Source organism: Streptomyces olivaceoviridis (genome assembly GCF_014650115.1).
Classification (GTDB): Bacteria; Actinomycetota; Actinomycetes; order Streptomycetales; family Streptomycetaceae; genus Streptomyces; species Streptomyces olivaceoviridis.
In genome coordinates this window covers 268,236-294,251 of the sequence record NZ_BMUI01000008.1, presented here as the reverse complement: position 1 = coordinate 294,251, position 26,016 = coordinate 268,236, and the positions used below count along the sequence as shown (strand labels likewise).

Below are 26,016 nucleotides of genomic sequence, written 5' to 3'. Positions count from 1 at the left end.
CGGACAACCGGGGGAATCCCATGCGCGACCGACACGGCATCCGCGTCACCGCGGCGGCTCTGGCCGCCATCGCCGCCACCCTGTCGCCGGTGACCGCTCAGACGGCAGCCGCCCGGACGGCGAGCGCCGAGACCGAGAGCACCCCGACGGTGAGCACCCCGACGGCGAGCGCCCGGTCGGCGAGTGCCTCTTTGGCGGAGGCCGCCCCGACCGGCACGGCCCCCGCTTCCGGGGCGCCGGCCTGCACACCGGAGGCGTTGGAGGCGACGGCGTACCAGGCCGCCCACCGGCCCCCGGGCACGGGTACCGGAGCGGCGATCGTCGAGTTCACCAACGTCTCCGCGCGGGCGTGCGGGGTGCGGGGCCACCCGACGGTGGCCGTGGCCGGCAACGGCTCCCCGGAGCGCAACCTCCCGCTGCAAGTGACCCGCCAGGGCAGCGCGGCCCCGGTGCGGCTCGCGCCGGGCGGCAGGGCATGGGTGAAGCTGACGTTCGTCCCGGTGCTGGGCGGGGCGGACGGGTACTGCGCCTCCGGCACCGCGCCCGGCATGTTCCCGAGCCTGGTGGTCGGGCTGCCCGGCGCGGGAAAACACCAAGTGGCCCTCGTCGAAGGGGAGATCACCGAGTGCGACAACAAGGTCACGGTGACGGCGGTGTCGGCGACGCGCCCCGCCTGAGCGCGCTCTCGTCCGCTCGCCGACCGTGCGGTCCTTCGTCCGCGTCGAGGAACGGCTCCAACAGGCGCAGCAGCGCGTCCGGGCGGTCCAGCGGGACGATGTGGCCGCAGTCCGGGATCACATGTCCCGTCAACCGGTCGGCGTAGGGCCGCAGTTGCTGTTCCAGCGCGCGGCCCACCGGGTGGGCGCCGATGGTCAGCGCGGGCACGGTGAGGCGGGCGCCGGCCACGGCCTCGCGGATCTGCCGTGCGCCGGTGGGCAGGGCCCGGTACGCGCCGAACGCGGCGCGCAGCGCGCCGGTCCCGGTGTACGCGCGGACGAACTCGGCACGGACGTCCGGCCGCACGCCCCGGCCGAGGGTGCCGCGGTCCAGGAACCAGCCGATGTACGCCTCCTCGCGGCCGGCGAGCACGGTCTCCGCCAGGCCGGGTTCCGCGTGGAAGCCGAACCACCACGGCGGACCGCCGGCGAGGAACTCCTCGGCGCCCGGGAGGTCGCCCAGCATCGACTCCATCAGCACCAGCCGCCGTACCAGTCCGGGCCGCCGCATGGCCAGCAGGAAGGCGGGCGGGGTGCCCAGGTCGATGCCGACCACGGCGGCCGGACCGGTGTCGAGCGCCTCCAGCAGGCCCGCGGCGTCGGCGGCGAGGGTCCCGGCGTCGTAACCGTCCGCGGGCCGGTCGCTGTCGCCGAACCCCCGCAGGTCCGGCGCGATCACCCGGTACCGGCGGGCCAGCGGGCCGATGACCTCGGTCCACAGCCGCCAGGTGTGCGGGAAGCCGTGCAGCAGCAGGACGGCCGGCCCCTGACCGGCCGTGGCGACGGTGAGTCCGACGCCGTTGACGGTGACCCGGCGCAGCCGCACGCCGGGGACGGGGGAGACGGTCATGAAGGATCCCTTGGGTAACCGATGGTGACAAGGGAACGCTAGGTAACTACCCTGGGCCCCACCAGACCGCACTTTCCCGTCAGATGGTGAGCTTCAGGTGACCTCCCAGGCCAAGGGCGCGACCGCCCCGCGCGGTGACCTGTTCGACCCCGCGTGCCCGACCCGTCGGCTGCTCGACCGGATCGGTACGAAATGGACGTCGATGGCGGTGAAGGTGCTGGCGGAGGCGTCCCCCGGGGAGGTGCGCTTCGCCGAACTGCTGCGCCGGATGCCCGGCGTCTCCCAGAAGATGCTGTCGGTGACCCTGCGGAACCTGGCGCGGGACGGCCTGGTCGCGCGCAGGGTGGAACCCACCGTGCCGCCCGCCGTGCACTACCGCCTCACCGAACTCGGACTGTCCCTCGAAACCGTTCTCGCAGCCGTCCGGAACTGGGCCGAGGAGCACATGGCCGAGGTCGACCGGGCCAACGAGCTGACCGGCGGTCAGGAAGCCTGAACCGGGCCCGGGTTCGCCACGGTGTGATCTCCTCCCTTGCGGCCGTCGCGCCGCTCCTGTGAGTCTCCCGTCGAACGATTTTCCGAAGAACTGTTATCGGTACCGCGCCGAGCGGTCTCCCAGGTAACGGACAGCATCGTTCGGCGTCGAGGACAGGGAAGCTCTGATGAGGACACAGCACACGGTGGATCCGGCGGCACTGGTGAACGCCGCCCGAGCGGGGGACCCGGCGGCCCAGGACGCCCTGGTCGGCGCCTACCTCCCGCTGGTGTACAACATCGTGGGGCGGGCCCTGAACGGTTCGGTCGACGTCGACGACGTGGTCCAGGAGACCATGCTCCGGGCCCTCGGCTCGCTCGGCGACCTGCGGTCCCCGGAGAGCTTCCGCTCCTGGCTCGTGGCCATCGCGATGAACCGGGTCCGGGCGCACTGGCAGGACCGCCGACTCGCCCCGGACGCCGTGGAGGAGAGCGGCGACGTCGCCGACCCCGGCGCCGACTTCGTGGACCTGACCATCGTCCGGCTCCAGCTCTCCGGCCAGCGCCAGGAGACCGCGCGCGCCACGCGCTGGCTGGAGCCGGACGACCGGGAGGTGCTCTCGCTGTGGTGGCTGGAGTGCGCCGGTGAGCTGACCCGGGCGGAGGTCGCCGCGGCCCTCGGGGTGCCGCCGCAGCACACGGCGGTACGGGTGCAGCGGATGAAGGCGCGGCTGGAGGCGGCCCGGGTGGTGGTGCGGGCGCTGGACACGCGGCCCGCCTGCGAGGAACTGCGCGCCCTGCTGGCCTCCTGGGACGGGCTGCCCTCCGCCCTGTGGCGCAAGCGAATAGCCCGGCACGCCCGCGCGTGCCAGCGCTGCGGCGGCCTGTGGAGCGGCCTGCTGCCGGCGGAGGGCCTGCTGGCCGGGCTGGCGCTGGTCGCGGTGTCGTCGACGCTCCTCGCGACGACACGCTCGGCGACGGCCACCCTGACCGCGGGAGCCGCTCCTCAGCCGACCCACCTGGGCCCGGACACGAACGCGGGGGCCGGCGGGCCGGGTTACGGCACCGCCGGGTCGGACGGGGGCGCGTCCGGCTGGGATCTCGGGGCGACGGGACCGGGCCATGGCGCCGCCGGGGCCGGCCAGGGCGCCGTGGGTTCGGACCAGGGTGCCGTGAGCTTGGACCAGGGCGCCGTCGGGCCGGGTGACGGGGTCTTCGGGTTGGGCCACGGGACCTCTGTGTCCGACCACGGGACCTTCGGGCCGGCCCATGGCACCTTTGGGGCGGATCACGGGACCTTCGGCTCGGGTCACGGGACCGCGGGGCCGGAACGGGCGACCGCCACCGGGTCGGAACAGGCGACCGCCACCGGGTCGGCTCACGCGGCCCCCGGATCGAATCCGGGCAGCGCTGAGTCGTATATGGGCAGCGCTGAGTCGGAGCCGGGCGCGGGCGGGGCGGACGCCGGCAGCGCCGGAGCAGGCGTCGGCGGCAGCGACCCCGCGGCCCCCGTCGGGCTCCGGGCGGTCTCTCGCCGTCGTACGAGCGGGCGCGACGAGGCGCGGCGACGGCGGCGGGTCCGGCGCCGGGCCGTCGGGGGTGCCGTGGTGGCGGTCTGTGTGGCCGGCGGCGGCCTCTGGTACTTCGGCACCGGCTCCGGACCGGCGCGGACCAGGGAGGCGACCGCCGCGCGGACCGCCGGTGCCCCCGTCGTGGACCTCGCGGAACCCAGCGCCGTCGAGACCTCCTCGTCGCCCTCGGCGTCGCCGTCCCCGTCCCCCACGAAGAAGAAGCCGAGCGCCTCCAAGAGCCCCCGCCCCACGCGGAAGAGCGCCGCTCCCCGGACCGAGCCGGCCGCGCCCACGACTCCGCGCGCCTCCCGTACCCCGCAGGCGCAGCCGGCGCCCACCGGCACGGTGGCCCAGGTGGTCGCGCTGGTGAACAAGGAACGCGCCGCCGCCGGATGCGGCCCGGTCGCCGAGGACCCCCAACTGGACAAGGCCGCCCAGGGCCACTCCGACGACATGGCCGCCCGCGGCTTCTTCGACCACACCGACCCGGACGGCGACGGCCCCGGCGGGCGCATCACCGCTGCGGGCTACCGCTGGTCCACGTACGGCGAGAACATCGCGAAGGGCCAGCAGACCCCGCAGGCGGTGATGGACTCCTGGATGAACAGCCCCGGCCACCGCGCCAACATCCTGAACTGCGCGTTCAAGGACATCGGCGTGGGCGTCCACGACGGCTCGGGCGGCCCCTGGTGGACCCAGGCCTTCGGCGCCAGGCTCTGAGCCCCGGTCAGCGGCGGGGGACACTGCCCGGCGTGTGCCCGAAGGCGACGGAGAGCGTCGGTGAACGCGCCGGCCGTGGTGCGCCGCCCGGTCGTGTTCACCGGCTGAGCGGCTTCCTGTCCCGGTACGCCGCAAGGCGCTTGGGCGGCGGCACGGCAACCGGTACGGCCGCGCCGCCGACGCCCCGCCCGCCGACGTTCAGCGGGCCGACGTTCAGCGGGACGTGCCGAAGTCCTGGGTCCAGTAGCTGCCGGGCTGGGCGAGACCGACGCCGATCTCCTTGAACCCGCAGTTGAGGATGTTGGCCCGGTGGCCCGGGCTGGACATCCACCCCGCCATGACCTGGTCCGCCGTGCTGTAGCCGTAGGCGACGTTCTCGCCGTAGCTGCTCCAGGTGTAGCCGGCCCGCGTGATGCGGTCGCCCGGGGACGAGCCGTCGGACCCGGTGTGCGACATGTTCTGGTGGGCCGCCATGTCGTCGCTGTGGGCCTGCGCGGCCTTGGTCAGCGTCGAGTTGAGGGTCAGGGGCTGGCAACCGGCCTTGGCGCGCTCGGCGTTCACGAGCCGCACGATGTCGGCGGTGACCCCGGACGCCGTGGCGGTGGGCGCCGGGCTGCTCGGCGCGGCGGGGGCCGCGGAAGCGGTGGCGGGCGCGGGCGCGGCGGCGGTGGCGGTCGCGGCGGGGGCGGCGGGGGCGGCGGCCTCAGGGGTGCCGGGCGCTGCGGTCCGCCAGGTCTGGTGGGCCACGGCCTTCTTCTGCTGCGAAGGCGCGTTCTGCTTGGTGTGCCAAGGCGTGCTCGGCCGGGTCGCCGGATGCGTCGTGGCCCGGGGCGTGGGCGGCGCGCCGGTCTCCGGCGCGATGGTCAGCGGCGCTCCGGTGGCGTAGGCGTTGCTGTCGTGATCTCTGGGCACGTACTGCCACTGCCCCACGGGTGCGCTCGTCGCGGTGGTCTGCGCCGGGTCGTCCGTGCCGGACGGCCACTCGGAACAGGCCAGGGCGACGGACGGCACGCCCACGGCGCCGACGGCGGCGGCGGTGACGACTATTCGCCGGTAGTGCTTGGTCTTGCGGTGCTGGCCCATACGTCAACCTCACTCGGTGATCGCGGAGCGCTCATTCTCAAGAGGGCCTCACACCGAGTGCAAAGGGCGCTTCTCCTATCTCGCCTCGTAGGCGCGCACGGCCCTTGTCAGACGGGCCCAGAGATGCCGACTTCGCGACCGCGACGTTTGCGAAAGACTGTCGGCCCGTCAGAAGCGTGCGCGGGGCGGGGGAAGAGGTCAGGTGCCGAGTCGCACGCGTGCCATCGCGCGAACCGCCACGCGTGCCCACGGCAAGCCGGACAAATCCCATATGTCGCGGGAGCGGCATCTACTACCCGTCCCGCCTAGTCGCCGACTCCGCCGTGACGGATGTCACTTCTTGCCGGGTCGCCGTGCCGCAAAGGCCGCGAAACAGGCCGGCGGCCCTTCCCGGCCCTCTCCTCAAGCGGGCGCGCCTGTGGCAGTTCCACCCGGTGCCCCCGCCGACCATCGCGTGGCGGCCGGAGCGGAAGTCTCCGGCCGCCACGCACCCGCGTCCGGTCGCCGTCACTCGTTCTGGAAGACGGCCTTGCTGACCTCGGCGGGGTTCTCGAACTTCTTCTTCCCGAGGTGAGAGATCCGCTCGGTGATCTCCTTGGGCGCGTGATTGTTCTCGGCGACCTTCCGAAGCTGGTCGGAAGTGGCCGGGTAATCCGCGCCCGACAGGGCTTTCTGCAGGTCAGGTGGGGTGATACCCGCCATGGCTCCTCCAGGCGGTGAGTGGGTTGAGGGTCATCGGGCCGACGCCGCATGCTGCGCCGGACTGGTCAGGTACCCATCCGACGGAAGCGGATTCAGGTATTCCGCGGGTGATGGGTCCCGGCCCGCCCGCACGGGTACCCGGGGCTCCGGAACAGCGCGCACGCAGGAGCATCCGATGAGCGAGAACACCCCTTCGCAGGCCGAGGGCGAACCGGAGCCCGGCGCCCCCGAGGCCGAACAGCCACCCCGCACCACTCCGTCACAGGCGGAAGGAGAGGACCCCGCCGACGAGACGACGGACGAGACCACAGACGAGAGCGAGGACGCGTGAGGGAGGCGTCATGGGCACGGCACACACCAGCGTTCCAGAGGTACTGGACGCGCTGAAGGACGTGATCTACCCGGCCGGCAAGGACCGGCTGGTCTCGGCCGCGCGGGAGGCGGGAGCCTCCGAGGAGGTCGTGAAGGCCCTGCGCGGCATCCCCGCCGAGGAGTACACCAACCGCGCGGACGTGGCGAGGTCCGTCCGCGTGGACCCGGACTCCGACCTCGCCACCAACGCCGCCCAGCGGGCGGAACAGGCACGGCGGGGCGGCAAGCCGGGACTCTCCCAGCATCTGCGGGAGGAGCCGAAGACCCCGATCCAGGAGGAGTTCGACCGCTGACCGGTTGTACCGGGCTTGCCCCGACGCCCCCGAGGGCAGACCTAGCGTGATCGAACACGTTCGGACAGGTAGGGCAGGTGGCTCGGCGATGACGCATCCGTACGACCCTCTCGACGGCGGAGCCAGCGGTCCTCGGGGCGGCGGAGTCACCGGCCCTCGGGAGGGCGGAGCCACCGGCCGTCCCCTCCAGGTCGAGGCGCACGGGCTCGACGTGATCGCGGACTCGGAGCGCCGGGGCACCCCGCGCTCCCTGTTCTGGCCCTGGTTCGGGGCCAATGTGTCCGTGCTCGGACTCAGCTACGGCGCCTTCGCGTTCGGCTTCGGCATCTCCTTCTGGCAGGCACTGGTCTCCGGCGTGCTCGGCATCGCCGTATCGTTCCTGCTCTGCGGCTTCGTGGCGGTCGCCGGGAAGCGCGGCTCGGCCCCCACCATGGTGCTCAGCCGGGCGGCCTACGGCGTGCGCGGCAACCGGCTGCCGTCCGTGATCTCCTGGATGCTCACCGTCGGCTGGGAGACCGTCCTCACCGCGCTCGCCACGCTGGCCACCGCGACCGTCTTCGACAGCCTGGGCTGGGGCGGCGGCACCGAGACCAAGGCGGTCGCCCTCATGGTGGTGGCCGCCCTGACCGTCGTCGGCGGGGTCATGGGCTTCGACCTGATCATGCGGTTGCAGACCTGGATCACCGTGATCACCGGCGCGCTCACGATCGTCTACGTCGTCCTCGTCGCCGACCACGTCCACTGGAGCACGGTGGACGCCATCCCGGCGGGCTCGGCGCAGGAGTTCATCGGCGCCCTGGTGTTCATGATGACCGGCTTCGGCCTCGGCTGGGTCAACGCCGCCGCCGACTACTCCCGCTATCTGCCCCGCGACTCCTCCAGCCGGGGCGTGATCGGCTGGACCGCCTTCGGCGCCTCCCTGGCCCCGCTCGTCCTGCTGGTCTTCGGCCTGCTGCTGGCCGGCTCCTCCGCGGAGCTGAGCAAGGCCATCGCGGCCGATCCGATCGGGGCGCTGGCGACGCTCCTGCCGACGTGGTTCCTGGTGCCGTTCGCCCTGGTCGCCGTTCTCGGCCTGGTCGGCGGCGCGGTCCTCGACATCTACTCCTCCGGCCTGGCCCTGCTCTCCGCCGGCCTGCGGGTGCCCCGCTATCTGGCCGCGTTCTTCGATGGCGTGCTGATGATCGCCGGCGCGATCTACATCGTGTTCTTCGCCGACACCTTCCTCGCCCAGTTCATGGGCTTCCTCACCACCCTCGGCGTGCCCATCGCCGCCTGGGCCGGGGTCATGCTCGCCGACCTGGCCCTGCGCCGCCGCGACTACGACGACGGCGACCTGTTCCGCCCGCACGGCCGCTACGGCGACGTCCCCCTGCGCCCGCTGGTCCTCACCCTCGCCGCCACTGCCGTCGGCTGGGGCCTGGTCACCAACGGTGCCGCGCGCTGGCTGACCTGGCAGGGCTACCTGCTGGAGCCGTTCGGTCTCGGCGGCAAAACCGGTCCCTGGGCCTACGCCAACCTGGGCGTCCTCGTCGCCCTGGGCCTCGGCTTCCTCGGCACGCTGCTGCCGGGCCGGGCCCGGGTCCGCTCCCAGGAGGCCCGGGAACCGAGCCCGGCGCTCGACGACGGGGTGCTGAACCCATGACCGCCGGACACCCCGACGCCCGGACCCGCCGCAGGAGCCCCGGCCATCTCGCCGTCATCGACATGCAGCGCGTGTTCGCCGACCCGGCGAGCCCCTGGGCCACCCCCCGATACGCCGACGCGGCAGCCGGCGTACGCGCCCTGCTGCCGGCCTTCGCCGGCCGCGTCACCTTCACCCGCTTCCTGGCCCCGGAGCGACCGGCCGGCGCCTGGCGCGCCTACTACGACCGCTGGCCCTTCGCCCGCCGGCCCCCGGACGCCGGGCTCTGGGCGCTGACCGACGAGTTCGCCGGTCTCGCGGACCACGTCGTCGACGCCACCACCTTCGGCAAATGGACCCCCGCACTCGCCGCCCGCACCGCCCCCGACGGCCGCCTGGTGCTGGCCGGCGTCAGCACCGAATGCTGCGTGCTCTCCACCGCCCTCGCCGCCGCGGACGCCGGCACGGAGGTGCTGGTCGTGGCGGACGCCTGCGTCGGCGTGGACGACGACTCCCACGTCAAGGCCCTTCAGATCATGGAGCTGTACCGGCCGCTGATCCGGGTCACCACCATCGACGACCTGCTCGCGCAGGCCGGGCCATGACCGGCGTCCCGGACTCAGGGACTCCGTCCACGGCGTGGACGCCCCAGGGGACGAAGATCCCCAGCTTGGCGTCGCGGAACCAGGGTCGCATCGGCATGCGGCCACGCCAGAGCGGGACTCGCGGGCGCAGGTGCCGATCAGCGGTACTGGTCCCTTCGGCGCTCACCTGGTCGTTCCGCGCTCGCCGCCCGGTCCACCGCCTCGTCACCGGACCTCCCGCCGATCCCCACGCATGCCGGGGACCCCACCGGGTACGCGAGGCGGGAGCCCGTCCGGGCACCAGCCCGCCCGGGCGGCCCGTACGACCACCGCTACCTGGGGATCAGCCATGGAGACACCCGCACACGACGCCCAGCCGACGCCGGCCCAGCAGGCACTGGACGCGCTGGCCGAGAACGCCGAGGACCAGACCGCCCTGGACACCCTCGCCCACAGTGACGTACTCGTCCCCGTACCGGACGACGCGGTGGACGGAGAAGGCGCCGACACCTCGACGGTGGCCCTGCCCGTCCTGGAACAGCCCGGGGGCGACCCGGTCGTCCCGGTGTTCACCACGGAGGGCGAGATGGCCGAGCTGCTGCCGTTCGTCTCGCGCTACCGCCTGATCCCGCTCGGCGCGCTCGCCGCCCAGTGGCCCGAGGGGGACCTCTCCCTGGCCATCGACGGCAGCTCCGCGCACGGGCTGACCCTCACCTCACAGGGGGTGCGCGCCCTGCTGGTCCGGTGATACGGCGCCCCTGAGGGGCGCGCGAGCCCCGCGCACGCCCACACACCGCGCGCACCCGCGCGCGCACCAAGGCGTCCCCGTCCACTACGGCCGGAAGTGCTCCCCGGCGCCGGTGGTCACCGGCTCTTCCGCGGGAAGATCCCAGTCGGGGGACGAGTCGGGCGAGCGCGAAGGAGCCGATGGTCGTGAAGGTCGTCCTGCTGGGCACCGCCGCCGGGGGCGGCTTCCCACAGTGGAACTGCGCCTGCGCGCTGTGCGCCGCGGCCCGGGACGGCAGGCTGCCCTCCCGCACACAGGACTGCGCGGCCGTCACCGGCAACGGCCGCGACTGGTGGCTGCTGAACGCCTCCCCCGACCTGCGCACGCAGCTCGCCGCGACCCGAACCCTGTGGCCCGGCCCCGGACCCCGCGAAACCCCGGTGCGCGGAGTGCTGCTCACCGACGCCGAGGCCGACCACGTGACGGGCCTGACCGAGCTGCGCGGGGCGGCGGGCCTGAAGATCTACGCCGCGCCCCCGGTGCACGGCGCCCTCGCCCCCGCCCGCGCCGCCCTGGACCGCTATGCCCCCTGGGAGTGGGCCGACAGCCTGGCCGACGGCGGCTTCGTGCTGGCCGGGGGACTCGTGGTGACCGCCCATCCGGTCGGGGTGAAGGTCCCGAAGTACGTACCGGACCAGGCGTCCAAGCCGCCGGGACCGTGGGTGACGGCGTACCGCGTCGAGGACCTGGCCACCGGGGGAGTGCTGGTGTACGCGCCCTGCGTCGGCGCCTGGAGCCCCGTACTGGACGGGCTGTGCGCCGAGGCCGACTGCGTCCTGCTGGACGGCACCTTCTTCGCCGCCGACGAGATGGGCACGGCGGTGCGCTCCGGCGCCGGGCAGGCCGCCATGGGCCACCTGCCGGTCACCGGTCCCCAGGGCTCCCTCGCCGCGCTGGCCCGGCATCCCGGCGCGCGCCGGATCTACACCCACCTCAACAACACCAACCCGCTCCTCGACCCCGCCTCACCCGCACGCGCGCGTGTGGCCGCATACGGCGCGGAGATCCTGCCGGACGGGACCGAGCTGGTGGTCTAGACGCGTCTAGACGGCCGGCGGTTCCCCAGGGTGGGCCTCGTGGCGCGGGCCCTCCTGTCCGGCCAGCATCCGCCGCAGGACCGTCCGCTGCACCGGCAGCACCTCGGCGTGCAGGGCCCGGCCCTTGGGAGTGAGCGCCACCCACACCCCGCGCCGGTCCTCCGCGCACACCGAGCGCTCCACCAGGCCGTCCTTCTCCAGCCGGCCGATGAGCCGGGACAGCGCGCTCTGGCTGAGGTGCACCCGGCCGACCAGGTTCTGCACCCGGCACTGGTCACCTTGCCGGGGCGACTGCGTCGCCAGGATGTCCAGCACCTCGAAGTCGCTGGCGCCCAGTCCGTGCGGATGCAGGGCGCGGTCGATCTCGCACATCGTGCGTGCGTGCACCGCGAGGATGTCCCGCCAGCGTTCTTCGAGCCGGGTCTCGGCCGTCGTGCCTGCCATACCCGCACGGTAGCACCGATCCAGCCAATCGTTGAGTGTGCAACTAGTGCTCGGCGCAGGGGCCGTGGCGACGTCAGGCCGCCGGGTCCTGGAGCAGCCCCACGAGGTTGCCGTCGGGGTCCCTCACAAAGGCGATCAGCCGGCCGCCGCCGACGTCCTGCGCGTCCTGGAGCAGTTCGGCGCCCGCCGCCAGCAGCGCCGCGAGCCGCTCCCGCAGATCCGTCACGTGCCAGTACGGCACCGGCCCGGTCATGCCCTTGGCGTGCCCGTTCGGGTCCAGGCCGACGTCCTGGCCGGCGGCCTTGAAGCCGACGTAGTACGGCTCGTCCGCGTACGGTTCGACGCCCAGCAGCGCGCCGAACAGGGCCTTGGCGCGGTCCAGGTCCTTCACCGGGTAGATGATCGTTCGCAGGCCGGCGGTCATGGTGCTCACTCCTTCGAGACGCGGGACCCGACGGTTCCCCGTCGGTGCTCTCACGCTAGGGCCGGGCAGCCCGCCGCGGCTTCTTCGATCCTGACCGCTTCCGGATGGACCAGCTCGCCGGCACCGACGACGTCCCGCCGGAACGCACCGGCGACGTCCCGCCGGAACGTCGCACGCACACCTGGGGGCCGTACCTGAGTAGCCGTACTCATGCCGGGGAACCCCACGCAGCCGAGACTGCCGGCATGAAGCCACTCCTCAGCACACGTACCCGTGCCGCGCGCCCGGCTCGGCCCACCCGCGTCGGCAGCCGCGCGGTGCCGCTCGCCCTGTGCGCGTTGCTCCTCGCCGCGTGCGGCAGCGAACGAGCGGGCGGTGAGCAGGAGGGGAAGGACGGCGCCGGCGGCCGGTCCGTGGCCGCCCGCACCCCCTTGGAGGGCCCCGGGTTCGTCGCGTTCATGGAACTGCTCGACTCCGTCGAGGCGCCGTGCGTGCCGCGGGCGCCGGCCACCGTCGCGCCCGAGCCGTCCGAGCCGGGACGGCCGAGGACCGTGCCCACGCCCCTGCCCACGCTCCCCGGCACCCCGCCCCGGTCCCGGATGCCACCGGCTCCCCCGTGAACCCCCGTGCGGAGGTTGCACTGAGCGGCGTCGAGAAGTGCGCGGCCCGCGCCCGCACCCGCCGGATCACCGACGCCCTGGGGAAGACGCCCGACCCCACCCCGGACCAGGTCGAGGAAGCACTGCGCGGCCTCGGTCACCTCGACGAGCGCGTCGACGGTCCCCGGCGGTCCGCCGGCGGTGTGGGCTTCACGCTCGACCTGCGGATCATGGGCGGGCACCTGTGCCTGGACGGCACCGTCACCGGTGCGCGGACCGCCGTGCTGCCGTACGGCGCGTCGTCGCGGGTCACCTGCCGGGAGGTACGCCGGAGCGCACCCGGCGTCACGTCGAGTCGCGCTTGACCAGCTCCGTCGGCAGGATCACCGCCGCCGGGTCCTCACCGCCGATCTGGGCGAGCAGCACCCGCACCATCTCGTTGCTGATCCGGTCCCACGGCTGCCGGATGGTGGTGAGCGTGGGGGTGGCGGCGGTCGCCGCCGGCGAGTCGTCGAAACCGCCGACGGCGATGTCCTCGGGCACCCGCTTCCCGGCCCGGTGCAGGGCCGCCAGCACGCCCTGCGCCATCAGGTCGGAGGCGACGAACACGGCGTCCACGTCCGGCGCCTGCGCCAGCAGCCGCTCCGCGCCCGCCTCACCGCTGGCCCGGCTGTAGTCGCCGGGGACGACGAGCCGCTCGTCGGCCGCGATGCCCGCCTCGGCGAGCACCTCCCGGTACCCGGCGAGCCGCTCCACACCACCCGGGGTGTCCAGCGGGCCGGTGACCACCCCGATCCGGCGCCGCCCCAGCGACAGCAGGTGCCGGACCATGTCCCGGGCGCCGTCCCGGTCGTCGGCGGCCACGTAACTCACCTTCGAGCCGAGCCCGATCGGCTTTCCGCACGCCACCAGCGGCACGCCCGCCTCCCGCAACTCCTCGGCGACCGGATCGCCGGAGTGGCTGGAGACCAGCAGCACCCCGTCGACGTGCCCGGCGGTGATGTACCGCGTGATGCGCCGCCGTTCGTCCTCGGTGCCCGCCAGCATCAGCAGCAGCGGGACGTCGTGCGCGGCCAGCGCCTGGGTGCAACCACGCAGCAGGACGTTGAAGTTGGGGTCCTCGAAGAACCGCTCCTGCGGCTCGGTCAGCAGGAAGCCCACCGAGTCGGAGCGGCCCGTGATCAGCGAACGGGCGTGCCGGTTCACGACGTACCCGGTCCTGCGGATGGCGGCGTTGACCGCCTCCTGGGCGGCGGGGCTGACATAGTGGCCGCCGTTGAGCACACGCGAGACGGTGCCGCGCGAGACGCCGGCCTCGCGCGCCACGTCATGGATCGTCGGCGGTCTGCGCCGGCCCCCCGTATTGCTCATGGTCATGACTTTACGGCCCCGGACAGCAGATCGAGGCTCCAGAAGCGCTGGATGACCAGGAAGAGGGCGATCAGCGGGAGCACCGCGAGGAACGCACCCGTGATCACCAGGGTGTACAGCGCGGGCGTGTTCGCGCCCTGCTCCAGCAGCGTGTACAGACCCAGCGTGAGCGGGAACCTCTCGTCGTCGCTGAGCATGATGAACGGCAGCAGGAAGTTGTTCCAGATCGCGACGAACTGGAACAGGAACACCGTGACCATGCCGGGGATCATCATCGGCAGCGCGATCCGGGTGAAGATCCGCCACTCGCTCGCCCCGTCCATCCGCCCGGCCTCGACCACGTCGGCCGGCACGGCGGCGGAGGCGTAGATCCGGGCCAGGTAGACGCCGTACGGGGAGAGGATCTGCGGCAGCAGCACGGACAGGTAGGAGTCCGTGAGGTCGGCCTTCGCCAGCAGCAGGTACTGCGGGATCGCGAGGATCACCGGCGGCATCAGGACGCCCGCGAGCAGGACGTTGAACATCGCCTCGCGGCCCTTGAAGCGGTAGGTCGCCAGCGCGTAGCCACTGAACGCCGAGACGGCGGTGGACAGCAGGGCGCCGAGACCGGCGTACAGGGCGGAGTTGCCCATCCACTCCCAGTAGATCCCGCTCCGGTAGGCGTTCAGGTCCTTGAGGTTGTCGGCGAAGCCGGTGCCGGGCAGGAAGGTGAACGTGGAGAACAGCTCGTGCCCGGACTTCGTCGACGCGATCACCACCCAGGCGACCGGGAGGAGGGTGTAGACCGCGCCGAGCAGCAGCGTGACCGTCGGGATCAGCGCGATCCGGCGGCGCAGCGGAGGGCCCTGCGCGGTACCCGGGGTGGTGCCGGCGGCCGGGGCCGCCTTGCGGACGGCGAGGGTGCTCATCCCGTTGCCTCCTGCTTGTTACGGCGGTTCGCGGCCCGCAGGAAGCCGAACGACAGCAGCAGCGTGACCACGGCGATCAGCGTGGCCTCGGCCGCCGCCGAGTAGATGTCGTTCCGGCCGAAGGCGTCCTGGTACACCTTCATCAGCGGGCTCCAGGTCGTGTTGACCGAGTTGGTGAGGGGCTTCAGGGTGGTCGGCTCGTTGAACACCTGGAGCGTCGCGATGATCGAGAAGAAGAAGGTCAGCACCAGCGAGGGCGCCACCATCGGGATCTTGATCCGCAGCGCGACCTGCAACGGGGTGGCGCCGTCCAGCTCGGCCGCCTCGTAGACCTCGGCCGGGATGGACCGCAGCGAGGTGTAGATGACGATCATGTTGAAGCCGGTGCCGCCCCAGACCGCGATGTTCGACAGGGCGAGGTAGAGCGGACCACCGTCCAGCAGGTCCGGCTGCGGCAGGCCCAGCTTGTCGAGCACGAAGTAGAACGGGCTGACGTCCGGCAGGTACAGGAAGCCCCACAGCAGCGCGGCCACCACGCCGGGGATGGCGTACGGCAGGAAGATCGCGAGCCGGGTGAACGGGGCGAGCCGCGCCTTCTCGGAGTCCAGCATCAGCGCGAACAGCAGCGCGAGGCCGAGCATCACCGGGACGACGATGCAGCCGTAGCCGAGCACGCGCAGCGCGCCGTGCAGCAGTTCGCTGTCCCGGAAGGCCCCGGTGTAGTTCTCGAAGCCGGCCCACACCTCCTTCCGCGCACCCGACCCCAGGCCGAGCCCGGAGACGCGCACCTTGCGGAAGCTGAGCCAGACCGCGTAGCCGATGGGCAGCGCGAAGAAGAGGGCGAACAGGACCGTGGCGGGGAGGAGGAAGCCGTACGGGGCCCCCTTGACCCCGTACGACCTCCGGCTGGTGGAGCCGCTCACCGAGCGACCTCGAAGCCCTGCTTCTCCATGTCGGCGACCGTGTCGTCCTGCACCTTCCGCAGGGCGGCGGTGAAGTCCGACTTGTTCTTGGCGGCTGGGCCGAAGGCGTCCTTGAAGGAGGTGTAGGCGACGTTCACGTTCGGGCCCCACGCGGACGGCGCGGTGGTCTTCGCGATGCCGGCGGCCTTGGTGTAGAAGTCCGCCTGGTGGGAGAAGTACGCCGGCGGGTTGGAGAAGGCGCCGCTGAGCTGGGCCGAGGTGGAGGCCGGGTAGATGCCGCCCTCCTTCGCCAGCGCGTTCAGGGCGTCGTGGTCGGTGTTCAGCCAGGCCGCGAACTCGGCGGCGGCCTCCTTGTGCGCGGAGTCGGTGGTCACCGCAGTCGAGGAACCGCCCCAGCTGCCGGTGACGTCCTGGTCGGCCGACCACTGGGGGAGCGGGGCCATGGCCCACTTGCCCTCGGTGTCCGGCGCCGCCGTGGTCAGGGTGCCGGGCGCCCACACGGCGCTCACCCAGGCGATCTGCTTGCCGGTGTTCAACGCCTTGTTCCAGGACGGGGTGTACATCGGCTGGTTGTCGATGACGCCCTCCTTGACCAGGCCGCCCCAGAAGTCGGCGACCTTCCGGGTGGCGGCGTCGTCGATGCCGACCTTCCACTTGTCGCCGGAGGTGGTCCACCACTTGGCGCCGGCCTGCTGGGCGAGACCCGCGAAGAGACCGGAGTCGCCGGCGGAGAAGGTGGTCAGGTCCTTGTCCGGCGCCTTCTGCTTCAGCCGGCGGGCCGTCTCGGCGAACTGCTCCCAGGTCGTGGGGACCTTCAGGCCGTATTGCCTGAACAGGTCCTCGCGGTAGTAGAACATCATCGGCCCGATGTCCTGCGGCACCGCGTAGACCGCGTCCGTGCCGAGCGTGGTCTGCTGCCAGACGCCCTCGGCGAACTTGTCCTTGGCGTCGTCGACCTCGTCGGAGATGTCGGCCAGCGCGTCATTGCTGACCAGCGTCGGCAGCGCCTGGTACTCGGCCTGCACCAGGTCGGGGGCCTTCTTCGCCTTGTGCGCGGTGAGGATCTTGGTGATCAGCGTGTCGCCGGACGCCTGCTTCTTCACCGTGACGGTGATCCGGTCCTTCTTCCCCGGCCCCTTGTTCCACAGGTCCACCACCTTGTCCATGCCGGGTGTCCAGGTCCAGTACGTGAGCGAGACGGGACCCGACTCGGCCTCGGTGCCGTCCCCGGAACCGCAGGCGGCGAGGGCGGTGGCGCCGAGGGACACGGCGAGGGCGGTTGTCACGAGGCGACGGCGCTTCGTGTGCGGCATGGTTTCTCCCCTGACCTGGGTCCCCGCCCGCTGCGGGGACCTGCCATGCAGATGTGCACGTTCACATGACCCGGGCGCTCGCAGCGCGAGAGCCCCTGCCATGCTTCTGTGAGCGTTCACAGTAGAGAAACATCCCGGACACTTGTCAATGGTTGTTGCTGTGCGGTTATGTTGGGCTTGCACCGCCAAGGATGTGTGTGCACGTTCCCAAATGATCGATTTCGCGGGAGAGATCCATGCCGGACACCAGCCCCAGGGGCCTCACCAGGCTCGCCTTCGGCGGGGACTACAACCCCGAGCAGTGGCCGGAATCCGTCTGGCAGGAAGACGTCAGGCTGATGCGGGAGGCCGGCGTCACGATGGTGAGCGTCGGGATCTTCTCCTGGGCGCTGCTGGAGCCGGCGCCGGGGGAGTACGACTTCGGCTGGCTCGACCGGGTCATCGGCCTGCTGCACGGGAACGGCATCCGCGTGGACCTCGGCACGCCCACCGTGGTGCCGCCCGCCTGGTTCTACCGGGCCCACCCCGAGGCCCTGCCGGTCACCGCCGAGGGCACGCGCTACGAGTTCGGTTCACGCGGGGCGATCTGCCACAGCAACACCGACTACCGCGCCGCCGCCGCGAACATCACCACCCGGCTCGCCGAGCGCTACGGCGACCACCCGGCACTCGCCCTGTGGCACGTCCACAACGAGTACGGCGTCCCCGTCTCGGCCTGTTACTGCGAGTCCTGCGCAGCCCACTTCCGTCGCTGGCTCGCGGACACCTACGGCAGCGTGGAGGCCGTCAACGAGGCCTGGGGCACGGCCTTCTGGGGCCAGCGCTACACCGACTTCGCGCAGATCAACCCGCCCCGGGCCACCCCGACCGTCGGCAACCCGGGCCAGGCCCTCGACTACCACCGCTTCGCCGACGCCACCATCCGGGAGAACTTCCGCGCCGAGCGGGACATCCTGCACCGCCTCTCGCCGGGCGTCCCGGTCACCACCAACTTCATGACCGCGCTCAGCCAGTGCGACTCCATGGACTACTGGGCGTGGGGCCGCGAGGTCGACCTCGTCACCAACGACCACTATCTGATCACCGACGGCCGCCGTACCCACGTCAACCTCGCGATGGCCGCCGACCTCACCCGCTCCGTCGCCGGCGGCGCGCCCTGGCTGCTGCTGGAGCACTCCACCTCGGGCGTCAACTGGCAGCCCCGCAACCCCGCCAAGGCCCCCGGCCAGATGGCCCGCAACTCCCTCGCGCACGTGGCGCGCGGCTCCGAGGGCGCGATGTTCTTCCAATGGCGCCAGTCCCGGCGCGGCGCCGAGAAGTTCCACTCGGCGATGCTGCCGCACGGCGGCACCGACACCCGCGTCTGGCGCGAGGTGGTCGAACTCGGCGCCCGCGTGGGTGAGTTGAGCGAGATCCGGGGCACCCGCACCGAGGCCGACGCGGCCATGCTGTGGGACTGGCAGTCCTGGTGGGCGCAGACCCTCGCCTGGCGGCCCAGCGAGGACCACGACCCGCGCGAGCGCGCCGACTCCTTCTACGAGGCGCTCTACGACCGCCACCTCACGGTCGACTTCGCCCACCCCGAGGCCGACCTGTCCGGATACCCCCTGGTCGTCGTGCCGGCCCTGTACCTGATGACGGAGGCCGCCGGGAACAACGTCCGGGAGTACGTCCACAACGGCGGCACGCTGGTGGTGTCGTACTTCTCCGGCATCGTCGACGAGCACGACGCCGTCCACGAGGGTGCCTACCCGGGCGCGTTGCGCGACGTCCTCGGGCTCACCGTGGAGGAGTTCTCGCCGCTGCTCGAGGGCGAGCGGGTCCGCCTGACCGGCCCGGACGGCTCCGAGCTGACCGGGGACGTGTGGACGGAGTTCCTGGTCCCGCGCGGCGCCGAGACCGTGTGGACCTACGCCGACGGGCTCACCGCGGGCCGCCCCGCCGTCACCCGGCACCGGCTCGGCCGGGGCACCGCCTGGTACGTCTCCACCCGCCTCGACGCCCGGGGCCTGGACGCGGTCATCGGCTGGGCGGCCGACGACGCCCGTCTCGCCCCGCGCGCCGACATCCCCCGCGATGTCGAGGTCGTGCTCCGCCGCGGCGACTCGGGCACCTACCTCTTCGTCATCAACCACACCGCCGACGACACCAAGGTGTCGCTGGACACGCCCGGGACCGAACTGCTGACGGGCGAACGCGCCGCGGGCCGCCTCGCGGTCCCGGCGGGGGCCGTCCGGGTCGTACGACTCGACGGCTGAGCCGGCTCCCCTCCGCCCGCGCGTGCCACGAGAGCCGTGGGCGGAGGGGTTCTCCTCCAGCCCCGCCGGAGGACACCCTCCCCACACGTCGAAGGGACGACGGACGATGAAGTTCCCTCCTAGACGCACCATCAGGATCCTGCTGCCGGCACTCGCGGCCGGGCTCGCCCTCACCGCCCTGCCCGCCCAGAGCGCCCAGGCCGCGAGCACCCTCACCAACGGCGGCTTCGAATCCGACGGCACGGGCACGGCCACGCCCGCCGGCTGGTCCGAGTACGGCGACACCGGCGCCTCGTACACCGAGCCCGGTGGCCACGGCGGGAGTTACCGCCTCAGCCACTACGCGTCGTCCGCCTACCGGGTGGAGACGTACCAGTACCTGTCCGGGCTGGCCGACGGGACCTACACGCTGACGGCGTGGGTCCGGTCCAGTGGCGGGCAGAAGGCCGCGTACATGTCGCTCAAGAACTGCGGCAGTGCGGAACAGCGCACCGATCTGCCGATATCGTCCAGTGGGTGGATACGGATCGTCACGTCGGTCAAGGTGACCAACAACCAGTGCACCATCAGCGTCAACAGTGACGCGAACGCCGGCAACTGGATCAATGTTGACGAGCTCACCTTCACGTCCGGCACCACAGGCACATCCGTCCACGGCGCCGACATCTCCTCCCTCGCCAAGAGCGAGGCCAAGGGCGGCGTCTACAGGACGAGTTCCGGAGCGACCGGGGACGCGCTCTCCATCCTCAGGTCGTCCGGCATGAACTACGCCCGCCTGAAGGTCTGGGTGAACCCGGCCGACGGCTTCAACGACCAGGCGCACGTCCTCGCGATGGCCAAGCGCGTCAAGGCACAGGGCATGAAGCTGCTGGTGGACTTCCACTACTCGGACAGCTGGGCGGACCCGGGCCGGCAGAACAAGCCGGCCGCGTGGGCGGGCCATACGTACGGTCAGCTCAAGACGGACGTGTACCACCACACGTACGACGTGTTGAACGCCTTGAAGGCTCAAGGCACCACCGCCGACATGGTCCAGGTGGGCAATGAGATCAATGGCGGCATGCTGTGGTCAGAAGGGTCCACGGACAACTGGAGCCGACTCGCCGGGTTGATCAACTCCGGCTATGACGCCGTCAAGGCGGTCAACTCGTCCACCCCGGTCGCGCTGCACCTGGCCAAGGGCGGGGACAAGGCCGGCACCGAGTGGTGGTTCGACAACGCGGTCGCGAACGGCGTCAGGTTCGACGCGATCGGCCTGTCGTACTACGGCTACTGGCACGGCCCGCTCTCCGACTTCCAGAGCACGCTGGACGACGCGGCCTCCCGCTACGGCAAACCCGTGTTCGTCGCCGAGACGGCGTACCCCTTCCGGCTGGACAGCGACGACGCGCTCACCAACCAGATCGACACCACCGGCGAACTCGTCCCCGGCTACCCGGCGACCGCGGCCGGCCAGACCAAGTGGATGAACGACGTGGCGAGCATCGTGGAGGCCGTCCCGAACGGCCGCGGTCTCGGCGTCTTCTACTGGGAGGCGACCTGGACCGCCGTCACCGGCAACGGCTGGGACCCGGCGGACGCCACGTCCGGCAACGGCTGGGAGAACCAGGCCCTGTTCGGCTACGACGACAAGGCGCTGTCCTCCATGGCGTGGTTCGGCCACCGCTGAGCCGTCCGTGAACGGGCCCGGCCGCCGCGGCGGCCGGGCCCTCGCCGTGTTCCGCGGCGGCGGAACCCCCCCCCTCGGTCGCACGGCCGTTCGGTACCGGACAACGGCCGCCGAGTCCCGGACGTGACGGCGTCGCCCGCGCCACAGTGGGAAGACTGCGTACGAGGAGGCCGGGGACGGGAGGGCGGACGGATGACGGGGACTCCCTCGGGCCGGATGCGGCAGACCATCCTGGACTGGCTCAAGGACCCGCCGGCCCACTTCCCGGTCCCGCGCCGCCGCGACCCCGCCGAGACCGGCGTCACCGCGCGGGCCGTAGCCGCCAAGCTGGGCGTGCCCCGCCGGACCGCACTCGCCCACCTCGACCTCCTCACCCGCCTCGGCGTCCTGCGCACCCGCCGGATCCACGGCCGCACCTACTACCGGCGCGACGAGATCCGCATCGCCGAGGTGGCCCGGATGTTCGAGAAGGGCTGGTGAAGGGGACGGCCACGGGGCGGCTGCCGGCAGGGGCACCGACGGAAGGGACCGCACATGGACCGATCGGCGGCACTCGTACCGCTCCACTACGTCTCCCTGCGCGCCCGCGGCCCCGAGGACGTCGTCGCCGATCCGCACGGGCGCGTGCTGACCGGAGTGGCGGACGGGCGCATCCTCCGCGTCCACCACCTCGACGACCCGCTCACGGCCCGCACCGAGGTGCTGGCCGACACCGGCGGCCGTCCCCTCGGGCTCGAACTCCTGCCGGACGGCGACCTCGTGGTCTGCGACGCCGAACGCGGCCTGCTGCGCGTCGGCCCGCGCGACGGAACCGTCCGCGTCCTCGCGGACACGGTGGCGGGGGAGCGGCTCCGCTTCTGCAGCAACGCCGTCGCCCTGCCCGACGGCACCGTGTACTTCACCGTCTCCAGCCGCCGCCACCCCCTGGACCGGTGGATCGGCGACATCGTCGAACACACGGGGACCGGCCGCCTGCTCCGGCTCGCCCCCGGCGGCCGGGAACCCGAAGTCCTGCTGGAGGGGCTGCAATTCGCCAACGGGCTCGCCCTCAGTGCCGACGGCTCCTTCCTGGTGGTCGCCGAGACCGGCTCCTGCCGGCTCACCCGCTGCCGGCTCACCGGCCCCCGCGCCGGACACGCCGAATCCTTCGCCGACCTCCCCGGGATGCCGGACAACCTCTGGCGCGAGGGCCCCGACGGGCCGCTCTGGGTCGCCCTGGCGAGCCCCCGTGTCCCCCCGCTCGGCCTGCTGCACCGCACCCCGCCGGCCGTCCGCCGCGCCGCCGCGCGGGCCACCGTCCACGCGCCGTACCGCCCGAGCGGGACCGTCGGCGTCGTCGCTGTCGACGACCGGGGCCGGACCGTCCACCACCTCACCCGCCGGCACTCCGGTTTCCGCATGGTCACCAGCGTGTGCGCCGTCGGCGACCACCTGGTGCTCGGCAGCCTCTGGGAGTCCGGTGTGGCGGTCTGCGCCCGACCCGCCGCCCGCTGAGGCGGCGGTAGCCTGGTCCCGGCCTGGATCGTCCGTCGGGACAGGGGCCGAACAGGAGACCCACCAGCATGACCTTCCCGAAGACGGCGATCCGCGGCGTCCGGCCCCCACGACGGCGGCCGTCCGAGTGGCGCGCGCGGGAGCCCGTCGTGGTAGTCGGCGGCGCGCTCGGCGCGGTGGCCCGCTCCGCGCTCGCGCGCGCCCCGGCCGGCGGCGGCACCACGTTCTCCACCTGTGCGGTCGACGTCCGCACGCGAGGTCTCCCTCCTGTCCGGCCCGGACAACGCGCCGGACAAAACGGACAGTGGAGGTAAGAAGTCGTTGTGAACCGGCCGCTCGTCATCACGGGAGCCCCCGTCGGCGCACCCCCGCGTCCTCTCGCCGGCCGCGCTCTGCGGGCCCGTCACGACTCGGTCCTCCCGCGGGGCGCCTTCGCCGCCCGGCCTTCTCCCGCGCGACGCCGCGGCTGACCGAGGACGGCCCGGCCCTCTACGCTGCCCTGGACGTCGCGGCAAGCGTGCCGGCGGGTCTCCCGGCCCCCTTCTCGCCGGGGCCTCACTCGCCGGCGCCGGCGGGCCCGGGCGCTTGCCGTACGGCCGGACACAGCAAGTACTGTCTACAGCAATGTCGACCAACTCTCCTCAGAACTGGATCCCATGAGCGCCATCTCCGTCGGTCAGGCCGTCGTCCTCGGAGTAGTCGAGGGGGTGACCGAGTTCCTCCCCGTGTCCTCCACCGGCCACCTGAAGATCGCCGAGGGGCTCATGGACATCCCCGTCGACGACAAGTCCGTCGTCGGGTTCTCCGCCGTCATCCAGGTCGGCGCCATCGCCGCCGTGCTCGTGTACTTCTTCAAGGACATCAAGCGGATCGTCTCCGCCTGGTTCCGCGGTCTGACCAACCGCGAGGAGCGCTACCACCACGACTACAAGTTCGCCTGGTGGGTCATCGCCGCGACCATTCCGATCGTGGTGGTGGGCCTGGCCGCCAAGCCGCTGATCGACGGCCCGCTCGCCTCGCTGTGGGTGGTCGCCGGGTCGCTGATCGCCGGCTCGGGCGTGATGTGGGCCGCCGACCAGATGGGCCGGCACAAGCGCGGTGAGGACGACACGTCCTTCAAGGACGCGATGTGGGTCGGCTGCTCCCAGATCCTCGCCCTGCTCTTCCCCGGCTTCTCCCGCTCCGGCGCCACCATGTCCACCGCGCTCATCCTGGACCTGGACCGCGTCGCCGCCACCCGGCTCTCCTTCTTCCTCGGCATCCCGGCCCTGACGGGTGCGGGCCTGTACGAGCTGAAGGACGCCCTCGGTGCGGGGGTCGGCGCGGCCCCGCTGGCCGTGGGCACGATCGTCTCGTTCGTGGTCGCCTACGCCTCCATCGCCTGGCTGCTCAAGTTCGTCGCCAAGCACTCCTTCAACGCCTTCGTGATCTACCGGATCATCATCGGCGTCGGCCTCCTCGGCCTGCTGGCCACCGGCGCGCTCAGCAGCTGAGTCCGGCGGCCGGGCGAAGCCGCTGATCACCTACGGGGTGCGGATGTCTGAATTCAGGCGCCGCACCCCGTGAATGTTTCCTTACGGAATGCCTTGACAGTCCCCGCCCGCACCCCGCAGGATCGCTCCCGTGAACCTGTCAGACAGCCAGACAGGTGGTCCGGCCCCGCGGCGTGTCAGCGCCATGGAAGCGGTGCTCGCCCACCTCCGCGACGCCATCGAGCGAGGCCGGTACGCCATCGGCGACAAGCTTCCCTCCGAGGCCGAGCTGTGCCGCACCCTGGAGGTGTCCCGGCCCGTGCTGCGCGAGGCGCTGCGCGCGCTCCAGACGATGGGCCTCACCGTGTCCCGGACCGGCAAGGGCACCTTCGTCGTCGCGAACGCGGTCGAGGACCCGACCTTCGGTGACTACGCCGCCAGCGACCTGCTCGAAGTGCGTCGTCACATCGAGATCCCGGTCGCCGGATACGCGGCCCTGCGCCGCACCCCGGAGAACCTGGACCACCTGGCCCACCTGCTCGACCGCATGGAGCGGGAGACGGACACCACCGCCTGGGTCGCGATGGACACCCTCTTCCACCTCGCCGTGGCCGAGGCCGCCCAGAACCCGGTCTTCCGCCGGGTCATCGAGGAGATCCGCGACGCACTGGCGCGCCAGTCGGCCTTCCTCAACGAACTGGGCGGGCGCCGCGAACAGTCCAACCGCGAGCACCGGGCGATCGTCGAGGCGCTGACCGACGGTTGCGAGCACGACGCCGTGGCGGCCATGAGCCACCACCTGGACCGCGTCGAGACGACCCTCACCGACATCGTGCGTCCCCAACGGACGGACCCCCCTACGGAAGGCGGACCCGAGGCGTGAGCGAGCAGCACCTCAAAGACGAGACGCGCCCCTCGTCCGGCCATGTCGACGCCGGAGACGCCGGCTACAGCAAAGGGCTGAAGCACCGGCACGTCAACATGATCGCCATCGGCGGCGCCATAGGCACCGGCCTCTTCCTCGGCGCGGGCGGCCGGCTCGCCGACGCCGGCCCCTCCCTCTTCATCGCCTACGCCGTCTGCGGCGTCTTCGCCTTCCTGGTCGTCCGGGCCCTCGGCGAACTCGTCCTGTACCGTCCGTCCTCCGGTGCCTTCGTGTCGTACGCCCGGGAGTTCCTGGGGGAGAAGGGCGCGTACACCGCGGGCTGGATGTACTTCCTGAACTGGGCGACCACCGGTATCGCCGACATCACGGCGGTCGCCACCTACACCCACTACTGGGGCATGTTCTCGGACATCCCGCAGTGGTTGATCGCACTGATCGCCCTCGCGGTCGTGTTGACCGTCAATCTGATCTCGGTCAAGATCTTCGGCGAACTGGAGTTCTGGTTCGCGATCGTCAAGGTCGGCGCGCTCGTCGTGTTCATGTGCATCGGCATCTTCCTGCTGGTCACCCAGCACCCGGTCGACGGCCACCACCCCGGCCCGTCCCTGATCAGCGGCAACGGCGGCGTCTTCCCCCACGGCCTGCTGCCCATGCTGCTGATCATCCAGGGCGTCGTCTTCGCCTACGCCTCCGTCGAGCTGGTCGGCGTCGCCGCCGGCGAGACCGAGAACCCCGAGAAGATCATGCCCAGCGCGATCAACTCGATCATGTGGCGCGTGGGCCTGTTCTACGTCGGCTCGGTCGTCCTGCTCTCGATGCTGCTCCCGTGGAACAAGTACTCCGCTGGTGAGAGCCCCTTCGTCACGGTCCTGTCCCACGTCGGCGTCCCGGCGGCCGGCGGTGTGATGAACCTGGTCGTCCTGACCGCCGCCATGTCGTCGCTGAACTCCGGCCTGTACTCCACCGGCCGCATCCTGCGCTCCATGGCGATGAGCGGCTCGGCCCCGCGGTTCACCGGGCGGATGAGCCGCAGCCAGGTACCGTACGGCGGGATCCTGCTCACCAGCGGAATCTGTGTCCTCGGGGTGGGTCTGAACTACGTCGTCCCCTCCGACGCGTTCGAGATCGTCCTCAACTTCGCGGCGATCGGCATCCTCGCGACCTGGGGCATGATCATGCTCTGTCACCTGCTGTTCTGGCGGAAGACCCGGAACGGCGAGCTGGCCCGGCCCTCGTACCGGCTGCCGGGCTCCCCCTGGACCGAACTGGTGACGCTGGCGTTCCTCGCCTCCGTCCTGGTCCTCATGTACGCCGACGGCGGCGCCGGACGCACCACCGTGCTCTGCCTGCCGCTGATCGTCGCCGCACTGGTCGCGGGCTGGTTCGCCGTCCGCGCCCGCATGAACCGCACGTCCACCGGCGCCGGCGCGTGACCCGCGTACCGG

General features: G+C 72.2%; 27 protein-coding genes. 18 read left to right on the top strand and 9 right to left on the bottom strand.

Going from position 1 to position 26,016, the window contains the following annotated elements:
* The first annotated feature begins 20 nt into the window (after positions 1–20).
* Positions 21–677, top strand: coding sequence for a DUF4232 domain-containing protein (locus tag IE273_RS18425; protein WP_189816271.1), 657 nt, complete (start codon positions 21–23; stop codon positions 675–677).
* On the opposite strand, the gene IE273_RS18420 is transcribed toward IE273_RS18425, so the two are convergent.
* Entirely contained in the window at positions 640–1,566 is a 927-nt protein-coding gene (locus IE273_RS18420; RefSeq protein ID WP_189816270.1) for an alpha/beta fold hydrolase, read from the bottom strand. The genes IE273_RS18425 and IE273_RS18420 overlap by 38 nt on opposite strands.
* A 97-nt stretch (positions 1,567–1,663) precedes the next feature.
* On the opposite strand from IE273_RS18420, the gene IE273_RS18415 reads away from it, so the two are divergent.
* On the top strand, positions 1,664–2,062 hold the full coding sequence (locus tag IE273_RS18415) for a winged helix-turn-helix transcriptional regulator (protein WP_189816269.1): 399 nt from the start codon (positions 1,664–1,666) through the stop codon (positions 2,060–2,062).
* Positions 2,063–2,228: 166 nt separating this feature from the next.
* On the top strand, positions 2,229–4,331 hold the full coding sequence (locus IE273_RS18410) for a sigma-70 family RNA polymerase sigma factor (RefSeq protein ID WP_189816268.1): 2,103 nt from the start codon (positions 2,229–2,231) through the stop codon (positions 4,329–4,331).
* Positions 4,332–4,544: 213 nt separating this feature from the next.
* Here IE273_RS18410 and IE273_RS18405 read toward each other — a convergent pair whose 3' ends face one another.
* Complete coding sequence (locus IE273_RS18405; protein ID WP_189816267.1) at positions 4,545–5,414, bottom strand: CAP domain-containing protein; 870 nt, start codon at positions 5,412–5,414, stop codon at positions 4,545–4,547.
* A gap of 507 nt (positions 5,415–5,921) precedes the next feature.
* The gene (locus tag IE273_RS18400; RefSeq protein ID WP_014670942.1) at positions 5,922–6,116 is read right to left on the bottom strand and encodes a DUF2795 domain-containing protein; all 195 of its coding nucleotides are present in this window, start codon (positions 6,114–6,116) and stop codon (positions 5,922–5,924) included.
* A 175-nt stretch (positions 6,117–6,291) separates the two neighbouring features.
* Between IE273_RS18400 and IE273_RS18395 the strand changes: the two genes are divergently transcribed.
* The 6 genes from IE273_RS18395 to pqqB all read left to right on the top strand — a co-directional run bounded on the left by IE273_RS18395 (position 6,292) and on the right by pqqB (position 10,810).
* Positions 6,292–6,447 (top strand): hypothetical protein, encoded by a 156-nt coding sequence (locus IE273_RS18395; protein ID WP_189816266.1) that lies wholly within the window; start codon positions 6,292–6,294, stop codon positions 6,445–6,447.
* A gap of 10 nt (positions 6,448–6,457) precedes the next feature.
* The gene (locus IE273_RS18390; RefSeq protein WP_189816265.1) at positions 6,458–6,781 is read left to right on the top strand and encodes a DUF2795 domain-containing protein; all 324 of its coding nucleotides are present in this window, start codon (positions 6,458–6,460) and stop codon (positions 6,779–6,781) included.
* A gap of 88 nt (positions 6,782–6,869) precedes the next feature.
* Positions 6,870–8,423 (top strand): purine-cytosine permease family protein, encoded by a 1,554-nt coding sequence (locus IE273_RS18385; protein ID WP_189816264.1) that lies wholly within the window; start codon positions 6,870–6,872, stop codon positions 8,421–8,423.
* Positions 8,420–9,007: a cysteine hydrolase family protein gene (locus tag IE273_RS18380; protein WP_189816263.1), complete on the top strand. Its 588-nt coding sequence runs from the start codon at positions 8,420–8,422 to the stop codon at positions 9,005–9,007. Before IE273_RS18385 ends, IE273_RS18380 begins: the two co-directional genes overlap by 4 nt.
* A gap of 328 nt (positions 9,008–9,335) precedes the next feature.
* Positions 9,336–9,734 (top strand): SseB family protein, encoded by a 399-nt coding sequence (locus IE273_RS18375; protein WP_189816262.1) that lies wholly within the window; start codon positions 9,336–9,338, stop codon positions 9,732–9,734.
* A 179-nt stretch (positions 9,735–9,913) separates the two neighbouring features.
* Positions 9,914–10,810: a pyrroloquinoline quinone biosynthesis protein PqqB gene (pqqB, locus tag IE273_RS18370; RefSeq protein WP_229887278.1), complete on the top strand. Its 897-nt coding sequence runs from the start codon at positions 9,914–9,916 to the stop codon at positions 10,808–10,810.
* Between the two features lie 6 nt (positions 10,811–10,816).
* On the opposite strand, the gene IE273_RS18365 is transcribed toward pqqB, so the two are convergent.
* Positions 10,817–11,254, bottom strand: a complete 438-nt coding sequence (locus IE273_RS18365; protein ID WP_189816261.1) for a MarR family winged helix-turn-helix transcriptional regulator — start codon at positions 11,252–11,254, stop codon at positions 10,817–10,819.
* A 73-nt stretch (positions 11,255–11,327) separates the two neighbouring features.
* Positions 11,328–11,678 (bottom strand): VOC family protein, encoded by a 351-nt coding sequence (locus IE273_RS18360; RefSeq protein ID WP_189816260.1) that lies wholly within the window; start codon positions 11,676–11,678, stop codon positions 11,328–11,330.
* Between the two features lie 245 nt (positions 11,679–11,923).
* On the opposite strand from IE273_RS18360, the gene IE273_RS18355 reads away from it, so the two are divergent.
* Both IE273_RS18355 and IE273_RS18350 read left to right on the top strand, forming a co-directional pair.
* A complete protein-coding gene (locus tag IE273_RS18355; RefSeq protein WP_189816259.1) occupies positions 11,924–12,298 on the top strand; it encodes a hypothetical protein in 375 nt (124 codons plus the stop codon).
* Positions 12,295–12,642: a hypothetical protein gene (locus IE273_RS18350; RefSeq protein ID WP_189816258.1), complete on the top strand. Its 348-nt coding sequence runs from the start codon at positions 12,295–12,297 to the stop codon at positions 12,640–12,642. Before IE273_RS18355 ends, IE273_RS18350 begins: the two co-directional genes overlap by 4 nt.
* On the opposite strand, the gene IE273_RS18345 is transcribed toward IE273_RS18350, so the two are convergent.
* The 4 genes from IE273_RS18345 to IE273_RS18330 are packed head-to-tail and all read right to left on the bottom strand — an operon-like array spanning position 12,623 to position 16,792.
* Positions 12,623–13,654 (bottom strand): LacI family DNA-binding transcriptional regulator, encoded by a 1,032-nt coding sequence (locus IE273_RS18345; protein ID WP_189816257.1) that lies wholly within the window; start codon positions 13,652–13,654, stop codon positions 12,623–12,625. The genes IE273_RS18350 and IE273_RS18345 overlap by 20 nt on opposite strands.
* Positions 13,651–14,556 (bottom strand): carbohydrate ABC transporter permease, encoded by a 906-nt coding sequence (locus IE273_RS18340; RefSeq protein WP_189816256.1) that lies wholly within the window; start codon positions 14,554–14,556, stop codon positions 13,651–13,653. The genes IE273_RS18345 and IE273_RS18340 overlap by 4 nt, the downstream gene beginning before the upstream one ends.
* Positions 14,553–15,479 (bottom strand): carbohydrate ABC transporter permease, encoded by a 927-nt coding sequence (locus tag IE273_RS18335; RefSeq protein ID WP_189816255.1) that lies wholly within the window; start codon positions 15,477–15,479, stop codon positions 14,553–14,555. The genes IE273_RS18340 and IE273_RS18335 overlap by 4 nt, the downstream gene beginning before the upstream one ends.
* Positions 15,476–16,792, bottom strand: a complete 1,317-nt coding sequence (locus IE273_RS18330; RefSeq protein ID WP_189816254.1) for an ABC transporter substrate-binding protein — start codon at positions 16,790–16,792, stop codon at positions 15,476–15,478. The genes IE273_RS18335 and IE273_RS18330 overlap by 4 nt, the downstream gene beginning before the upstream one ends.
* A gap of 236 nt (positions 16,793–17,028) precedes the next feature.
* Here IE273_RS18330 and IE273_RS18325 point away from each other — a divergent pair, with 236 nt between their 5' ends.
* The 7 genes from IE273_RS18325 to IE273_RS18295 all read left to right on the top strand — a co-directional run bounded on the left by IE273_RS18325 (position 17,029) and on the right by IE273_RS18295 (position 26,004).
* The gene (locus IE273_RS18325; RefSeq protein ID WP_189816253.1) at positions 17,029–19,050 is read left to right on the top strand and encodes a beta-galactosidase; all 2,022 of its coding nucleotides are present in this window, start codon (positions 17,029–17,031) and stop codon (positions 19,048–19,050) included.
* 106 nt (positions 19,051–19,156) lie between these two features.
* Positions 19,157–20,719 (top strand): glycosyl hydrolase 53 family protein, encoded by a 1,563-nt coding sequence (locus IE273_RS18320; RefSeq protein ID WP_189816252.1) that lies wholly within the window; start codon positions 19,157–19,159, stop codon positions 20,717–20,719.
* A gap of 192 nt (positions 20,720–20,911) precedes the next feature.
* Positions 20,912–21,199 carry a helix-turn-helix domain-containing protein gene (locus tag IE273_RS18315; RefSeq protein WP_189816251.1) on the top strand — a complete coding sequence of 96 codons (288 nt, stop codon included), beginning with the start codon at positions 20,912–20,914 and terminating at the stop codon, positions 21,197–21,199.
* Positions 21,200–21,253: 54 nt separating this feature from the next.
* On the top strand, positions 21,254–22,213 hold the full coding sequence (locus IE273_RS18310) for an SMP-30/gluconolactonase/LRE family protein (protein WP_189816250.1): 960 nt from the start codon (positions 21,254–21,256) through the stop codon (positions 22,211–22,213).
* 656 nt (positions 22,214–22,869) lie between these two features.
* Positions 22,870–23,706 (top strand): undecaprenyl-diphosphate phosphatase, encoded by an 837-nt coding sequence (locus tag IE273_RS18305; RefSeq protein WP_189816249.1) that lies wholly within the window; start codon positions 22,870–22,872, stop codon positions 23,704–23,706.
* 184 nt (positions 23,707–23,890) lie between these two features.
* Positions 23,891–24,568, top strand: coding sequence for a FadR/GntR family transcriptional regulator (locus tag IE273_RS18300; protein WP_189816330.1), 678 nt, complete (start codon positions 23,891–23,893; stop codon positions 24,566–24,568).
* Positions 24,565–26,004: an amino acid permease gene (locus tag IE273_RS18295; protein ID WP_189816248.1), complete on the top strand. Its 1,440-nt coding sequence runs from the start codon at positions 24,565–24,567 to the stop codon at positions 26,002–26,004. Before IE273_RS18300 ends, IE273_RS18295 begins: the two co-directional genes overlap by 4 nt.
* Positions 26,005–26,016 lie beyond the last annotated feature (12 nt).

What these genes read in the sequence shown, in the direction of transcription:
- IE273_RS18345 (WP_189816257.1), bottom strand. Translation starts at nt 13,654, where the DNA reads ATGACCATGAGCAATACGGGGGGCCGGCGCAGACCGCCGACGATCCAT.
- IE273_RS18330 (WP_189816254.1), bottom strand. Translation starts at nt 16,792, where the DNA reads ATGCCGCACACGAAGCGCCGTCGCCTCGTGACAACCGCCCTCGCCGTG.
- IE273_RS18315 (WP_189816251.1), top strand. Translation starts at nt 20,912, where the DNA reads ATGACGGGGACTCCCTCGGGCCGGATGCGGCAGACCATCCTGGACTGG.
- IE273_RS18395 (WP_189816266.1), top strand. Translation starts at nt 6,292, where the DNA reads ATGAGCGAGAACACCCCTTCGCAGGCCGAGGGCGAACCGGAGCCCGGC.
- IE273_RS18405 (WP_189816267.1), bottom strand. Translation starts at nt 5,414, where the DNA reads ATGGGCCAGCACCGCAAGACCAAGCACTACCGGCGAATAGTCGTCACC.
- IE273_RS18320 (WP_189816252.1), top strand. Translation starts at nt 19,157, where the DNA reads ATGAAGTTCCCTCCTAGACGCACCATCAGGATCCTGCTGCCGGCACTC.
- IE273_RS18385 (WP_189816264.1), top strand. Translation starts at nt 6,870, where the DNA reads ATGACGCATCCGTACGACCCTCTCGACGGCGGAGCCAGCGGTCCTCGG.
- IE273_RS18375 (WP_189816262.1), top strand. Translation starts at nt 9,336, where the DNA reads ATGGAGACACCCGCACACGACGCCCAGCCGACGCCGGCCCAGCAGGCA.
- IE273_RS18365 (WP_189816261.1), bottom strand. Translation starts at nt 11,254, where the DNA reads ATGGCAGGCACGACGGCCGAGACCCGGCTCGAAGAACGCTGGCGGGAC.
- pqqB (WP_229887278.1), top strand. Translation starts at nt 9,914, where the DNA reads ATGGTCGTGAAGGTCGTCCTGCTGGGCACCGCCGCCGGGGGCGGCTTC.
- IE273_RS18300 (WP_189816330.1), top strand. Translation starts at nt 23,891, where the DNA reads ATGGAAGCGGTGCTCGCCCACCTCCGCGACGCCATCGAGCGAGGCCGG.
- IE273_RS18305 (WP_189816249.1), top strand. Translation starts at nt 22,870, where the DNA reads ATGAGCGCCATCTCCGTCGGTCAGGCCGTCGTCCTCGGAGTAGTCGAG.
- IE273_RS18340 (WP_189816256.1), bottom strand. Translation starts at nt 14,556, where the DNA reads ATGAGCACCCTCGCCGTCCGCAAGGCGGCCCCGGCCGCCGGCACCACC.
- IE273_RS18380 (WP_189816263.1), top strand. Translation starts at nt 8,420, where the DNA reads ATGACCGCCGGACACCCCGACGCCCGGACCCGCCGCAGGAGCCCCGGC.
- IE273_RS18325 (WP_189816253.1), top strand. Translation starts at nt 17,029, where the DNA reads ATGCCGGACACCAGCCCCAGGGGCCTCACCAGGCTCGCCTTCGGCGGG.
- IE273_RS18310 (WP_189816250.1), top strand. Translation starts at nt 21,254, where the DNA reads ATGGACCGATCGGCGGCACTCGTACCGCTCCACTACGTCTCCCTGCGC.
- IE273_RS18410 (WP_189816268.1), top strand. Translation starts at nt 2,229, where the DNA reads ATGAGGACACAGCACACGGTGGATCCGGCGGCACTGGTGAACGCCGCC.
- IE273_RS18420 (WP_189816270.1), bottom strand. Translation starts at nt 1,566, where the DNA reads ATGACCGTCTCCCCCGTCCCCGGCGTGCGGCTGCGCCGGGTCACCGTC.
- IE273_RS18425 (WP_189816271.1), top strand. Translation starts at nt 21, where the DNA reads ATGCGCGACCGACACGGCATCCGCGTCACCGCGGCGGCTCTGGCCGCC.
- IE273_RS18360 (WP_189816260.1), bottom strand. Translation starts at nt 11,678, where the DNA reads ATGACCGCCGGCCTGCGAACGATCATCTACCCGGTGAAGGACCTGGAC.
- IE273_RS18400 (WP_014670942.1), bottom strand. Translation starts at nt 6,116, where the DNA reads ATGGCGGGTATCACCCCACCTGACCTGCAGAAAGCCCTGTCGGGCGCG.
- IE273_RS18390 (WP_189816265.1), top strand. Translation starts at nt 6,458, where the DNA reads ATGGGCACGGCACACACCAGCGTTCCAGAGGTACTGGACGCGCTGAAG.
- IE273_RS18355 (WP_189816259.1), top strand. Translation starts at nt 11,924, where the DNA reads ATGAAGCCACTCCTCAGCACACGTACCCGTGCCGCGCGCCCGGCTCGG.